The 13,639-nt window shown below is 64.0% G+C and carries 10 protein-coding genes and 1 pseudogene; 2 read left to right on the forward strand and 9 right to left on the reverse strand.

What is annotated here, in order from left to right:
• Window positions 1-3 precede the first annotated feature (3 nt).
• Both QOS90_RS07710 and QOS90_RS07715 read right to left on the reverse strand, forming a co-directional pair.
• The gene (locus QOS90_RS07710; RefSeq protein ID WP_027596404.1) at window positions 4-855 is read right to left on the reverse strand and encodes an STAS domain-containing protein; all 852 of its coding nucleotides are present in this window, start codon (window positions 853-855) and stop codon (window positions 4-6) included.
• A gap of 175 nt (window positions 856-1,030) precedes the next feature.
• Window positions 1,031-1,495, reverse strand: coding sequence for an Lrp/AsnC family transcriptional regulator (locus QOS90_RS07715; protein WP_081717555.1), 465 nt, complete (start codon window positions 1,493-1,495; stop codon window positions 1,031-1,033).
• 513 nt (window positions 1,496-2,008) lie between these two features.
• Between QOS90_RS07715 and QOS90_RS07720 the strand changes: the two are divergent.
• Window positions 2,009-2,200: pseudogene (locus QOS90_RS07720) on the forward strand (AzlD family protein); the annotation flags it as partial.
• On the opposite strand, the gene QOS90_RS07725 reads toward QOS90_RS07720, so the two are convergent.
• The 7 genes from QOS90_RS07725 to QOS90_RS07755 form a co-directional block, all read right to left on the reverse strand.
• Window positions 2,186-2,728, reverse strand: a complete 543-nt coding sequence (locus QOS90_RS07725) for an AAA family ATPase (protein WP_027596402.1) — start codon at window positions 2,726-2,728, stop codon at window positions 2,186-2,188. The pseudogene QOS90_RS07720 and the gene QOS90_RS07725 overlap by 15 nt on opposite strands.
• A 347-nt stretch (window positions 2,729-3,075) precedes the next feature.
• A complete protein-coding gene (locus QOS90_RS07730) occupies window positions 3,076-4,722 on the reverse strand; it encodes a fatty acid--CoA ligase (RefSeq protein ID WP_027596401.1) in 1,647 nt (548 codons plus the stop codon).
• A 45-nt stretch (window positions 4,723-4,767) separates the two neighbouring features.
• Entirely contained in the window at window positions 4,768-7,293 is a 2,526-nt protein-coding gene (locus QOS90_RS07735) for an efflux RND transporter permease subunit (RefSeq protein ID WP_027596400.1), read from the reverse strand.
• Window positions 7,294-7,322: 29 nt separating this feature from the next.
• The gene (locus QOS90_RS07740; protein ID WP_027596399.1) at window positions 7,323-8,399 is read right to left on the reverse strand and encodes a WD40/YVTN/BNR-like repeat-containing protein; all 1,077 of its coding nucleotides are present in this window, start codon (window positions 8,397-8,399) and stop codon (window positions 7,323-7,325) included.
• Window positions 8,400-8,463: 64 nt separating this feature from the next.
• Window positions 8,464-9,822: a DUF1329 domain-containing protein gene (locus QOS90_RS07745; RefSeq protein ID WP_027596398.1), complete on the reverse strand. Its 1,359-nt coding sequence runs from the start codon at window positions 9,820-9,822 to the stop codon at window positions 8,464-8,466.
• 32 nt (window positions 9,823-9,854) lie between these two features.
• A complete protein-coding gene (locus QOS90_RS07750) occupies window positions 9,855-11,720 on the reverse strand; it encodes a DUF1302 domain-containing protein (protein ID WP_027596397.1) in 1,866 nt (621 codons plus the stop codon).
• A 31-nt stretch (window positions 11,721-11,751) separates the two neighbouring features.
• The gene (locus tag QOS90_RS07755) at window positions 11,752-12,318 is read right to left on the reverse strand and encodes an RBBP9/YdeN family alpha/beta hydrolase (protein WP_027596396.1); all 567 of its coding nucleotides are present in this window, start codon (window positions 12,316-12,318) and stop codon (window positions 11,752-11,754) included.
• Between the two features lie 258 nt (window positions 12,319-12,576).
• Between QOS90_RS07755 and QOS90_RS07760 the strand changes: the two genes are divergently transcribed.
• Window positions 12,577-13,632, forward strand: coding sequence for an AraC family transcriptional regulator (locus QOS90_RS07760; RefSeq protein ID WP_027596395.1), 1,056 nt, complete (start codon window positions 12,577-12,579; stop codon window positions 13,630-13,632).
• Window positions 13,633-13,639 lie beyond the last annotated feature (7 nt).

The following is a 13,639-nucleotide window of genomic DNA, read 5'->3' on the forward strand; positions in this document are numbered from 1 at the left end:
GGCTCAGCCCCGCTCGCCAGCAGCGGTACCCAGGCGCGCCAGCGCCAGCTTCAGGGCATCGGCGAGGTTGGATTTGGTGGTCAGCGTGCCCAGGTCCAGGCCCAGGTGCACGATGGTTTGCGCAATTTGCGGGCGCACGCCGCTGATAATGCAGTCGGCGCCCATGAGGCGGATGGCGGTCACGGTCTTGAGCAGGTGCTGGGCCACCAAGGTATCGACTGTTGGCACGCCCGTGATGTCGATAATGGCGATCTCGGAGCCTGTGTCGACGATGCGTTGCAACAGCGACTCCATCACGGTCTGGCTGCGATGGGAGTCCAGGGTGCCAATCAGTGGCAACGCCAGGACGCCTTCCCACAACTTGACCACGGGGGTCGACAGCTCCAGCAACTCTTCCTGCTGACGCTTGATCACGGCTTCGCGATTCTTCTGGTAAGTGCGGATGGTGTGCAGGCCGAAGGCATCGAACAGCGACGAAATCTCCCACAGCTGCTCGGCCAGCAGCGCGGGCTGCTCGCGGTAATGGGTTTGCAGCAAGTTGAACAGCGGGCCCTTCAGCGCAAAGATGAAGAATGCCGTCTGATGGGACTCTTGGCCCACCTGGGCGCGGCTGGCAGACAGCTTCTCGAGGAAGCGGCGTGTCTCTTCCCAGCCTTCGGCAGCAATGTTGGTGCCGCTTTCATTGCGCAAGCCATCGACCACCAACTGGAGGAACTCACGGGTTTCCTGGCGCAGGTCCTGTTCGCGGATATTACGCGTCGCCCCGTTGGCTTCGAGTGAGGCGTGCCACTCACTCAGCAGCTGCGCCTGATTGCTGACAATCGCTTCCAACGTACTGTTTTGCAGTGCTGCCATGTCGAGTTAGCTCCGTAAAATGCGTGGCCGGTGCCCCATAATTCGTACCGGCTCCGAGAAGTGACATTTGCCGAGGGAAATAGTTGTGGCGACTGGCAATTAATTGCATTGCGCCATCGCACGTGCCGCTAACTCTAGGCCAAGATTGCCTGGCGCGTTGCGAATCGAAGCCCGCCTACACCGGCAACTCGGTGGTGAGCTTGATTTTCTCCATGGGCACTTCGGTCTTGACGTTTTGCACCACGCTCAGGCTGGTCAAGTGAGCGATCTGGAAGCGGCGATAGGCCTCAAGGTCCGCTGCTACCACCCGCAACAGCAAGTCGCAGTCACCCGCCATGACGTGGCACTCCACCACTTCGGGCAGCAGCCGCACTGCCTCGACGAACTCATCGGTGGTGTCCTGGTCCTGGCGCTTGAGCCACACCCGCACAAACAAGGTCAGGCCCAGCGCTACCTTGGCCGGGTCCACCAGCGCCACATAGCGCTCGATAACGCCGGCTTCTTCCAGCAGGCGCACCCGCCGCAGGCACGGTGAGGGCGATAACCCCACCTGTTTGGCCAGCTCCTGGTTCTGTAGTCGGCCGTCGCGTTGCAGCGCCCGCAGGATACGTCGATCGATGGCGTCGAGCTTGATTGGCATTGAAAACCTTTGATTGGAATATTTCGGCAGCAGATGCCAAATACTCACGCCAGTAGAGCCACTACGCAACCCTATTTCAGCGATTCATTGGAATAATCCCTCCCACTGGAGGTGACCATGAATGCCCTTGAATCCGTAGTTGAAGATCCCCCTGCAACGCCAGACCGCGAATGCTCCGCTGCCGCGACCACCGAATCGCCACCCCAATCGAGCCCGCGCACCGGCTCCACTTCGAGGGGGTGTCAGTGGGTGGCCTGGGTCAGCTTCATCACGCTCGGCGCGTTGATCGGGCCGCTGCTGGGTGACCTGCACCCCTACGGCTTGGACACGGCATTAGCCGCCGTCTTGCTGGTACTGCTCAAGGGCCTGTGGAATGGGGTGCACGCCGCCCTGCCCTGGCTGTTCAGCCTGGTGACTGCAGGGCTGTTCTACCTGCTGATTCCCGGTGGCGGGTACGTGCTGGCGGGCACGCTGGCCGGCCTGGTCAGCGCGTACCTGTGGGCCAAGCCATCCACCCAGGTGCTCAACGCCGCCCCTGGCTGCGTGCTGGTTGCCGTGATCGCACCCGCCTTCGTTTCTGGCCACCCCGCAGACCTCATCGCCCTGGCACTTACCGCTTATGCCGCTTCACGGTTTTCAATCTTGCCAGTGATGCTGTTCGCCCTCGCCGTGACCGCTGCGATACGTGCGCTACTGCCCGCCTGACGCCAGCACGCCGGCAGCCGGCAAGCTGTCGAGAAACGCGGCAATCTGTTGGCTGCCACGCACGTGCACGACAGGCACCTGCGGCCCTTTCGCCAGGCGCTGCGCCTCGATGCCTGGGCGGTAGCCGCGATCGAAGTTCCACACGAAGTTCAGGAAAGTCAGGAACGCCCGGTCGAGTTTCTCTGTGCAACCGGCGGGTAGGTCTGGACGGGGCCGGTTCATGACGCTGCGCAGGATCACCCGGGTGAAACAGGTAAGCCGGGGCGTATCGAGCCAGATGACCAGGTCGGCACGGGGCAGGCGCAGGTCGAATGTGCGCCGGGCGTAGTTGCCTTCACACACCCAGCTGTCCCCTGCTGTCGCCTCGCCGACCCGCTGGCGGAACTGCTCGGCGTCCGGTTCGACCCAGCCGGGCTCCCAGAACAGGGTATCCAGGTGAACCACCGGCACCCCGAGCCGCTTGCCCACGGCACGAGCAAGGGTGGATTTACCACTGCCGGCATTTCCCAGAATCACAATCCGTTGCATGGCGGCTTCCTGTCGCGAAAAAAGCCGGCAATTGTGCAGGTTCTGGAGGGGCAGTCCAATCCCTACACAAAAATAGACTTCATTGGTTTAGCCGGCTTCCATAGGACAGCACATAACTTAGTGGTTTAGCAGGGACCTGTGGGAGCTACTGTCTTGTAGTGCTTGTTCCGGCCTCATCGCTGGCAAGCCAGCTCCCACAGGTCCGGCGCTAGACTTGGAGGCTACATAGTTCGGGTGGGAGCTGGCTTGCCAGCGATCACCGGCGAAGCCGGTGCCATGCACCGCGGTGCCTGCGTCGCCGGCAAGCCGGCTCCCACAGGATTGGGGGCTTGCTACAGACTGTTCCCCTACACCCCCATGTGCATCTCGCGAATCAGCTTCTTGTTGATCTTGCCGATGCTGGTCTTGGGGATGTCAGTAACGAAGTGCACCTGCCGGGGGATCGCCCACTTGTTGATCTGGCCCCGATCGACGAACTGTTTGAGGTGCGCCTCGAGCATCGGCTGGTCAAGGCTGTCACCCGGCGCGCGGACCACCAGGGCAATCGGCCGCTCACCCCACTGTTCATCGGGAATGCCGACCACCGCCACGGCGCTGACCGCCTGGTGCTGGCTGATCAGGTTTTCCAGGGTCAGCGAGCTGATCCATTCGCCGCCGGTCTTGATCACGTCCTTGATGCGGTCCTTGATCTCCAGCACGCCGTGGCGGTCGATCGAGCCCATGTCACCGGTGTGCAACCAGCCGTCCTGCCACAGCTCGGCGCCTTTCTGCGGTTCGTGCAGGTAGCCCTGGGTCAACCAGGGCGAGCGCACCACGATTTCCCCCAGCGACTCACCGTCGTGGGGCATGTCGTTGCCTTGCGCATCGACGATACGCAAGTCGACCATCGCCACCGGGGCGCCGGTCCTGATGCGCTGCGCGACCTGCTCGCCCATGGGCAAGGCCAGGTCTTGTTCGCGCAAGTGGGTCAGGGTCAGCAGCGGGCAGGTCTCCGACATGCCGTAGCCACTGTAGATCAGCATGCCGCGCTCGCTGGCCTGTCGGGCCAGGCCGTGGGTCAGCGCGCTGCCACCGAGCAGAATCTTCCAGCGGCTGAAATCGGTGTGCCGGCCTTGCTCGCAGTCCAGCATCATCTGCAACAGGGTCGGCACACAGTGCGAGAACGTCACCCCCTCGTCGCGGTACAGCCGGACCAGCGTGTTCGGCTCGTAGCGCCCCGGGTACACCTGCTTGACCCCCAGCACCGTGGCCACGTACGGCACACCCCAGGCGTGCACATGGAACATCGGCGTGATCGGCATGTACACGTCGCTCGAACGTAACAGCGGCTGGCCGTCGTAAGCGGCAAAGGTGCCCAGTTCGTTGAGGGTGTGCAGCACCAACTGACGGTGGGAGAAATACACCCCCTTGGGGTTGCCCGTGGTGCCGGTGGTGTAGAACAAGGTGGCCACCGAGTGCTCGTCGAAATCGTCGAACTCGGCCTGGCAACTGGCGCTGGCCAGCAGCGCCTCGTACTCGCCCAGCACTGGCAGCGTGGTGGCCGTGGCCTGTTCGTCGGTCAGTTGCAGGTAACCTCGCACTGTGCCCAGCTGGCCCTGAATCTGCTCCAGCAGCGGCACGAAGTCGTCGTGCACCAGCACCAGGTCGTCTTGCGCATGGTTCATGGTGTAGGCGACCTGCTCCGGCGATAGCCGCACGTTCACTGTGTGCAGCACGGCGCCTAGCATCGGCACGGCAAAAAAGCACTCCAGCGAGCGGTGGCTGTCCCAGTCCAGCAGCGCCACGGTGTCGCCCGCCTGCACCCCGGCAGCACGCAACACATTGGCCAGGCGCCGAACCCGCTGGTCGAGGTCGCGGTAGGTGTAGCGCAGCCTGTCGGCGTAGACGATCTCCTGCTCAGGATGCTGCCGTACCCCCGACATCAGCAGGCGCTTGATCAGCAAGGGATAGGCATAGGCACCGGCTGCCGGCGGCATTATTTTTGTCTTGGCCATGAAGGTAGATTCCAGTTTCCGTGTTCGTTTCAACTAATAGGGCGCTCAAGCGCTCATCCGTGTGTGCGCCCGGGGTTCGCTCACCTGCTCACCCGGCGGCGCGGTAGGCGCGCAGGGTTGGGGAGCAGCGGCGACAAAGCGTTTGTCCGGCAGCAGGAAGTACGACAGCGCGGGGATCAGCACCAGGGCGCCGAGCATGTTCCACAGGAACATGAAGGTCAGCAGGATGCCCATGTCGGCCTGGAACTTGATCGGCGACCACGCCCAGCCGACCACCCCCGCCGCCAGCGTAATGCCGACCAGCCCCACCACCCGGCCGGTGAAGGCCACGGCGTTCTGGTAGGCCTCGCCCAGCGAACGACCTTGGCGTTGGTAATGCAGCTGCACGCTGAGCAGGTACAAGGCGTAATCCACACCAATGCCGACGCCCAGGGCGATAACCGGCAACGTGGCCACTTTCACGCCAATGCCCATCACCACCATCAAGGCCTCGCACAGCACCGAGGTCAGCACCAGCGGCAACAGCGCCACCAGGGTCGCCCGCCAGCTGCGGAAGGTGATCAGGCAGAACAGCGTCACCGCCAGGTAGACGAACAGCAACATGGTGCGGTTGGCTTCACGGACCACAATGTTGGTTGCCGCCTCGATGCCGGCACTGCCGGCCGCGAGCATGAACTGGCGGTCGGGGCTGCTGTTATCGCGGGCAAAGCGGTCGGCGATGGCCACCACGTCGTCCAGGGTCTGGGCCTTGTGGTCTTTGAGGTAGGCGATCACCGGCATCATCGAGCAGTCGGTGTTGAACAGCTCCGGCGCATTGACCGACGCTTGCTGGGCGGCGTAGTTGAGCATGTCTTGGTTGCGTTGCAGGCTGCTCATCTTCGGGTTGCCCTCGAATGAACCCGCCGTGATCTGGCGCACGGCATTCACCAGCGACACCGTGGTCTGCACGCCCGGGTACTGCTGCAGCTCCCAGGCCAGGCGGTCGGCGAGCATCAGCGTCTGGTAGCTGAGGCAGCCTTCCGGCGGGGTCTTGATCATCACCGCGAACAGGTCGCTGGACAGCGTGTAATGCTGGGTGATGTAAGCGTTGTCGCGGTTGTAGCGGGAATCGGCGCGCAACTCTGGCGCCCCGCTGTCGAGGTCACCGATCTTCAACTGCAGGCTCACCCAGAACCCACCCACGCCCATCAGCGTGGCCACCAGCACGGCGCCCGTGGCCCACTTGCGCGTGGTGAAACGGTCGAGCGCATCCCACAGTTTGCCGAAGCCGCGGTGCTCGGCAGCGCGCTGGTCGATGCACAGCGCCCGTGCGGCGGCCTTGCGGCCCACGCCGACGTAGGACAACGCCACCGGTATCAACAGCAACGAGGTGAAGATCAGCACCGCGACACCAATACTGGCGGTGATTGCCAGGTCCTTGATCACCGGGATGTCGATCAGCATCAGCACGGCAAAGCCCACGGCGTCGGCCAGCAACGCAGTGACCCCGGCCACGAACAGGCGGCGGAATGTGTAACGCGCGGCGACCTGCCGGTGCGTGCCACGGCCAATGTCCTGCATGATGCCGTTCATCTTCTGCGCCGCATGGGACACGCCGATGGCGAAAATCAGGAACGGCACCAGGATCGAATAAGGGTCGATGGCATAGCCCAGCCAGCCGACAATACCCAGTTGCCACACCACCGCCGTGAGCGAACAGAACACCACCAGCAAGGTACTGCGCACACAGCGGGTGTACAGGAAGATGATCACCAGCGACGTGAGCACCGCCAGAGCAAAGAACATCATCACTTGGACCAGCCCGTCGCTCAGGTCGCCCATTAGCTTGGCAAACCCGATGACCCGCACCTTGTACTTGCCATGGCCCTCTTCGCCGGCCTTGCGCGCCGTGCTGTCCCCGGCGTACTCGTACTTGTCGCGCAGCTGCTGCTCGAGCATCTGCGAGAACTGCCGGTAATCAATGCCGCGGCCGGTGGCCAGGTCGTGGTCGAGCAGTGGCACCACCAGCATGCTCGATTTGAAATCGGTCGCCACCAGGCTACCGACGATGCCAGCGCGGTTGATGTTCTGGCGCAGTTGATCGATGTCGGCGGGCTTGCCCTGGTAATCGTCGGGCATCACCGGGCCACCCTGGAAGCCTTCCTCGGTGACTTCGGTCCAGCGCACCCCTGGGCTCCACAACGACTTCATCCAGGCGCGGTCTACGCCCTGGGCCAGAAACAGCTCGTCGTTGATCTGCTTGAGCACGTTCAGGTATTCAGGGTCGTAGATATCGCCCTGGGTGTTCTCCACCACAACCCGCACCGCGTTGCCCAAACCGCGCAGCGACTTGCGGTTGTCGAGGTAATTCTGGATGTAAGGCTGGCTCTGCGGGATCATTTTTTCGAAGCTGGGACGCAGCTCCAGGCGGGTCAGCGCCAGATACCCCAACACCCCCGTGACCAGCACCATGAACAGCATGAACAGCGGGCGGTAGTTGAAGACCATGCGCTCCAGCACGTTGCCGGAACGCGGGTCGAAATCCCTCAGGTCGCGGATGACCGGCAGGGTGTCTTGCTTGATGTTGGCCATCACTGGGTTCTCTTGGAATGCTTGGAGGCTTATCGGGCGGGCAGCACGCGTACACCGCGCTCGCCTACCAGCACGGTGGCATTTGCGCCGGTCTGCAGGGCGCCGGCCACCGGTGCCGGCGGCACCTGCGGTTGCACGGCAAAGCTCAGGCCGCCGTCGCGGCTGCGCAGCACCTGCCCGCCCTGGCTGAACAGCCAGTAGTCACCGTGGCTGTCGAGGCTGGCGGCGGTGATGCTCTGGGTCACCCCGGTGTCCACCTTGGCCCAGCTCTGGCCGCCATCTAGGCTGCGTGCCACATGGCCGCGCAGGCCATAGGCGAGCACCTCGCCAGGCTTGCCGAACACGCCAAACCAGGTACCTGGGTAGGGGCTGGGCAAGGCGACGAAGCGCTGCTGGCCGGCATCCCACTTCAGCAGCAGGCCCTGTTCGCCAACCAGGTACAGCGCATCGCCGACGGCGCGGATCGCATTCAGGTGAAAGCCTTGCGGGTTGTCGGTGCGGTCTTGCATCGGCACCCAGGTGCTGCCGCCGTCGTCAGTGCGCAGGATCAGGTTGAACACCCCCACCGCGTAGCCGTGGCGGGCGTCGGCGAACCACACACCGAGCAACGGCTTGTCGGCGCCCTCCTGCTCCAGGCGCTGGCCCTCGGCAGCGAACTGCGCCCATTGCGCGTCCTCGGGATGGGCCTTGGCCAAGGCCTGGTAATGGGCCGCCACCAAAGCGCCAATCTGCCGGCCATCGAGCTGTACCGCCCAGTTGGCGCCGCCGTCACGGCTGTGCAGGATCACCCCATCGTTGCCCACCGCCCAACCTTCCAGCGCAGTGGGGAACACCAAAGCATTAAGGTCGGCACTGACCGGCACGTTGGCCTGGTGCCAATCCTGGCCCTGGTTGTCGGAATACACGATATGGCCACGCGGCCCTACCGCGACCAGCCGCTCACCGGCCAGTGCTACATCGCGCAGCGCACTGTGTACCACCAACGCACTGGTTTTGGCCGGCAAGTCCAATACATCGACATAGGCCGCCTGGGCCCCACCGCAAGCGCCGCCCAAAGTGAGCGCGACGGCCAGCGCCCACGGCGTAAACGTGTTCAAAGTAGCCATGCCACATCCTCTGCAAACCCTGCCGGCGGCCACCTGTGGCCAGCCGGCAGGCTGATCGTCGGGGTCAGCGAATACCGGCGCCGGCCAGGGCTTCCGGCGACCACTGCGCCTTGGACAGAGGGGCGATGTACTCGATACCGCCGTGCGGGCCAATCAGGCCATTGACGTTGTAGCTGCCACCCACCAGGTCGTAGACCACATGCGGGTTGTTGTTGGGGATCTGCACGTCGTAGCTCTGCGTGAAGAAGCTGAACGAGCCGCGATACAACTGGCCACGGGCGTCGTACTGGTCGGAGGCCAGGGCGAACCAGCTGTCCTCGTCGAGGTAGAAGCGGCGCTTGGCATAGATGTGCCGCGCATTGCCCTTGAGCGTGCCTTCCACTACCCACACGCGGTGCTTCTCCCAACGCACCTGGTCAGGCGCCAGGTGGTTCGGCGTGGTCAGGGTTTTCGGGTCGTGGATGTAGGTCAGCCGGTAGGTGTTGTACGGCACGTACATCTCGCGCTTGCCTACCAGGTGCCAGTCGTAGCGGTCCAACGCGCCGTTGAACACGTACACGTCATCGAACGTACCCGAGCCGGCGGTGCCCGGGTTGGGGGTGTCGTAGGCCAGGTTCGGCGCCAGCTTCACTCGGCGCTGCCCCGGCAGGTACTGCCAGGCGCGACGTTCTTGCACCAGCGGGTTGGCGGCGTCCTTGAGCATCATCGACTCACCGGCACGGCGCGCCGGGCCTTCGAAGTACAGCTTGGTCTGGAAGTAGATGTCCTTGGCTTCGATGACCTTGTTCAGGTCTTCGTAGATCGGGTAGGCGTTATAGGCCAGGCCCGTGGTCGCCAGGGCCGCGACACCGGCAGCGTCGACGTTCCAGGAGTCGTACTTGGCCTTCTGCGCCACGCCCTGGTAGCGCAGCAGGTGGTTCCACATCGCCTCGGCACCCGATTGCGGCACTGGGAACGGCACGCCGGGAAGGACATTTTCGATGGCCAAGCCGTCCTGCAGGGACTTGGCATTGGCGGCGTTCTTCAGGGTGTTGTCGAGCAGTGCCTTGGGCAACGCGGCAGTGCGGTGGCTGGGGTAGACGTCGATGTGGAAGGTGGGGAAGCGCTTGGCCAGCTCCACCGTGGTGGCGGTCAGCGCGTCCTTGTACTGGTCGACGTTCTTGCCGTCGATCACCAGCAGCGGCTTTTCAGTGGCAAAGGGGTCGGGGCGCAGGGTATCGCCTTGCTTGAAGCCCGCGGGCGGGGTGTTCAGGCCGCCCTGGTAGGCCGGGATCGAACCGTCGGCGTTGCCCGCCTTGTCAGCACCCACCGCGGTCAGGTCCTTGCCCAGCCGGGCGACATCCTGGGCCGGGGCGGCCGCTTGGGCGCCCCCGGCGATAACGACCGCAAGCGAGGCCGACAGCAGGCTATTGAGATACTTCATCAGGTTTCTCCGCTTGTTGTTGTAATGGAGTTTCAGAAGGTGGTCTTGAACGAGGCAGTGACCATGCCGCGGTCCTTGAGCAGCGGCGCCAGGCCGGCCTGCGACGTGATCTGCCCGGGGATGCACTGGTAGCGCCCGTTGGTGCCTGGGGTGTTGTTGTCGGTACCGCTCGAGCAGGTATCGAACTTGCCGAAGGAGTCGACGTACTTCAGGTCGAATTTGTATTTTTGGTAGACATCGGCGGCGATCCCCACCGAGTAGCTGCCAGAGTCCTCGTTACCGCCCAGCTGGATGGCCGAGTTGCCCTTGAGGCCGACGTTGTAGGACAGCGGCATCGACACATCGACCCCCGGCAGCGCCTGGAACCAGGTCGGGGTGAAGTTGACCGCCAGGGTGTAGGCGTTGGTGGTGACCTTGTCGACGCCGTGGTAGGTGGAGTCGCCCTTGAAGGTCTGCTCACCCTTGTCGACGCTGACCAGGTGGGTCATCGCGCCCTCCACGGCCAACGACGATGCATTCCACAGCGGCGTGGCACCAAACGACACCAGGCCATTGAGCACCACATGGAAGGTTTTACCGCGGGCCAGCCCGGTTTCACCGTGGCCTGGCACCTCGCCGATCAGGTTGGTGCCGCCGGCGGTGCCGGCCAAGGCCTCGTACAGTGGCCCGTTGATGGTGCTGAAGTTGCTGATCAGCGGCATGTTCTCGCGGTAGTTGACGTCCAACCCCACGCTGACCGGGCCGACGCTCTTCGCCAGGCTGATGCCGTAGATGTCGATATCGTCGGCGTAAGCGGCCATGTAGCTGCTGCCGGCCAGGCTGCCGGTGTGCAGGTTGGGGGCGTTGATCAGCACGGCCGGGGTCGGGTCGGAGGTGTTGCGGTAGTAGAAGCCCAGGGTGCCGTCGAGCCATTCCGGGCTCCACTTGGCCATCAAGCCGAAGTCACCCGTGTTGTGGGGGCGAATGTCATGCCCGCGCGGCGCGCCGTAGAAGGCACCGGCACCGCCGACGGCATTGGGCACCGGCAACCAGAAGATCTCACCGCCATCGCCCAGCATGTCATAGGCACCCATGTAGGTACCGCCTTCGGGCAGGCGCGAGTTCTCGAACTCGAGGAAGTACTGCGCCGCCAGGGTCAGTTCAGGGTTGACCGTGTAGCTCAGCGACAACTGCTTGCGCGGCAGGAACAGTTCTTTGGTTTCGGTACCCGGCACGTTGTACAGCTTGGCCAGGTCCAGGGCCGACTGGCCATAGTTGATGCCGTTGGCGGCGTTGAACAGGGTCTCGCCCCAGTACACCGAGTGCCAGCCCAGCTTGCCGCTCAGCATCGACTCGTCGCCGATTTCGGTGTTGTAGAACACGAAGGCATCCAGAAACTCGCCCGACGGCCCGTTGTAGTAACGGTCGCTGTAACGGCTCAGGCCATGGTGGCGTGCCGGGCCACCGGCCAGCACGGTACCCGCCGGCAAGCCACCGGCCGGGCGTGCCAGCACCAGGTTGCCAGCGTTACCCGCTTGGCCGGGGAACGGGTTGGAATTGGACCCCACGTCGTCATAGGCATGGTCGTACCAGCTGGCCGCGCTGACGCGCATGCCCATGGTGTTCTGATAGACCACATCCAGCTCGGTGAGCAGGTCGAGGCGCTGGGTGACCGCGCTACCGACGCTGAAATTCTTGTCGCCGTCATTGAGGTTGGCGGTGCGGGCGATCTTGGCGTTTTCGCCTTCGACCCGCTGGCCATAGCTGAGCTTGGCGGTGTTGTCGAAGCGCACGCTCCAGTCGGGGTTGGCGATGTCCAGCTGGAATGCCTGGGCAGCCGGCGCACCGGCGACCAGCAGCAACGTAGCCATCACGTTACGGCGGGGAAGGCAGAAGAGAACGTTTTTATTGTTGTTCATGCGATGTCTCTGCGTGGGGGTTAGGCGCGGCTCAGCGATCGAGTTGCTGTATCAGGGCCTCGGCTTGGGGCCACGGGCCGTAGCCCGAGGCAGGGTTGAGGTGGCCAACGGCACCGAGTTCGACCAGCGCGCTGCCCCACTGCGTGGCCAGGCCGGCGACTGCGCTCAGGCTGGCCAGGTGGTCGTTGCTGCTGGCGGCTACCAGGCTGGGGAACGGCAGCGGGCCGCCTGGCAATGGCGCCCAACCGTGGGCGCGCAGGGAATCCGGGGTGGGATAGCCTTGTGGCCAATCGCTGTGCAGGTCTGGCGGTGCGGCCAGCAAGGCGCCCTTGATCGGCCGCTGATAGCGCGCCGCCCAGTGCGCCACCATCAGCACGCCGGCGCTGTGCGCGACCAGGATCACCGGGCCCTCGATTTGCGCCAGCTCACGCTCGATCGCTTCGACCCGTGCCGTGCAACTCAGCTTGTCGGTTTCCAGTGGCGGCACCGCACGCACCTTGGCCAGGCGCGCCTGCAACAGGGTCTGCCAGTGTTCAGGTACATGGTCGCGCAGACCGGGAACGATCAGCACGGTGGCGGCGGTTTGCAGTTTTTCCATGTCAGGGCCCTTGCTCTGTTCACTCGGTCGATTGCCGACTGCTTGAGGGCCAGAGTAATGAGTCGGTCCGGCACACGCTTTACATTGCGCGTCACGGATTTTTCAGTTGATGACACGGCCGACGCGGCCGCCCGCAGCCCCCTCGCCACGGGCGACCAACGGCAGGAAAATGGCTTTGCATCTGATGACACAGGCGCTATAAGTGACTACCCGCCAGCGCAGCGGGATGCCCATCAAGAACACGTGGAAAACAACAATATGACCGTGCTCGCCCGAGCGGCTTCGCTCACCAATTACCTGGAAGTTTCCCGCCACCTGGGCCTCAACGGCCATGGCCTGCTGGCCCAGGCTGGCCTCAGTGCGTCCTTGCTCGAAGCGCCTGATCAGCGCATCCCGGTGGCTGCCGCCATCAGCGTACTTGAAGAATCGGCGCGGCTGAGCGGCTGCGAAGCCTTCGGCCTGCGCATGGCCGAACTGCGCCAGTTGTCGGATTTTGGTGAGGTCAGCCTGCTGATCAGCCACCAGCATTCGCTGCGCGATGCGCTGCAGGTGATCGTGCAGTACCGCCATGTGCTCAACAATGCGCTGGCGATCCACATCGAAGAAACCGGCAAGACGGTGATCATCCGCCAGGAGGTCATCACCGAGCAGCCGATACACAGCCGCCAGGCCATCGAGCTGGCCATCGGTGTGATGCACCGCTTCTGCTCAGCGCTGCTGGGCGCCCACTGGCACCCGATCAGCGTCAACTTCACCCATGCCGCCCCTGCCGACGTGGCCATCCACCGGCGCATTTTTGGCTGCAAGCTTGAGTTCAACAGCGACTTCAACGGCATCGTCTGCTCGGCCTCCGACCTGGACACGGCCAACCCGCAGGCCAACGAAGCCATGGCGCGGCTCGCCCAGCGCTACGTGTGTACGCTGCAGGATGACGGCAACCCCTCCCTGGTGCACGAGGTGCGCAAGTCGATCTTTTTGCTGATGCCCATGGGCCGCGCCACCATCGAACACATCGCCCAGACCCAAGGCATGAACGTGCGCACCTTGCAGCGCCGGCTGGAAGAAGAAGGCGCCACCTTCAGCGAGCTGGTCAACGGCGTGCGCCGCGACCTGGTGCTGCGCTACCTGGAAAGCCCCGGCTATTCGCTGGGGCGTATCGCCGACATGCTCGGCTATTCCATGCACAGTTCGTTCACCCGCTGGTTCATCAGCCAGTTCGGCCAGCCACCGGCCACCTGGCGTGTTCAGCATGACCTGCCCACGCCACTCAAACGCGCCCGCAGCGCGGCCCAGGGGCCAGTCACCACGCGCTGAGCGCGTG

The organism is Pseudomonas sp. LAIL14HWK12:I10 (assembly GCF_900184205.1).
GTDB classification, from domain to species: Bacteria; Pseudomonadota; Gammaproteobacteria; order Pseudomonadales; family Pseudomonadaceae; genus Aquipseudomonas; species Aquipseudomonas kermanshahensis.

Coding starts and splice junctions, on each gene's coding strand:
- QOS90_RS07745 (WP_027596398.1), bottom strand. CDS start 9,822: ATGAAGTATCTCAATAGCCTGCTGTCGGCCTCGCTTGCGGTCGTTATC.
- QOS90_RS07735 (WP_027596400.1), bottom strand. CDS start 7,293: ATGGCCAACATCAAGCAAGACACCCTGCCGGTCATCCGCGACCTGAGG.
- QOS90_RS07750 (WP_027596397.1), bottom strand. CDS start 11,720: ATGAACAACAATAAAAACGTTCTCTTCTGCCTTCCCCGCCGTAACGTG.
- QOS90_RS07740 (WP_027596399.1), bottom strand. CDS start 8,399: ATGGCTACTTTGAACACGTTTACGCCGTGGGCGCTGGCCGTCGCGCTC.
- QOS90_RS07760 (WP_027596395.1), top strand. CDS start 12,577: ATGACCGTGCTCGCCCGAGCGGCTTCGCTCACCAATTACCTGGAAGTT.
- QOS90_RS07755 (WP_027596396.1), bottom strand. CDS start 12,318: ATGGAAAAACTGCAAACCGCCGCCACCGTGCTGATCGTTCCCGGTCTG.
- QOS90_RS07715 (WP_081717555.1), bottom strand. CDS start 1,495: ATGCCAATCAAGCTCGACGCCATCGATCGACGTATCCTGCGGGCGCTG.
- QOS90_RS07730 (WP_027596401.1), bottom strand. CDS start 4,722: ATGGCCAAGACAAAAATAATGCCGCCGGCAGCCGGTGCCTATGCCTAT.
- QOS90_RS07725 (WP_027596402.1), bottom strand. CDS start 2,728: ATGCAACGGATTGTGATTCTGGGAAATGCCGGCAGTGGTAAATCCACC.
- QOS90_RS07710 (WP_027596404.1), bottom strand. CDS start 855: ATGGCAGCACTGCAAAACAGTACGTTGGAAGCGATTGTCAGCAATCAG.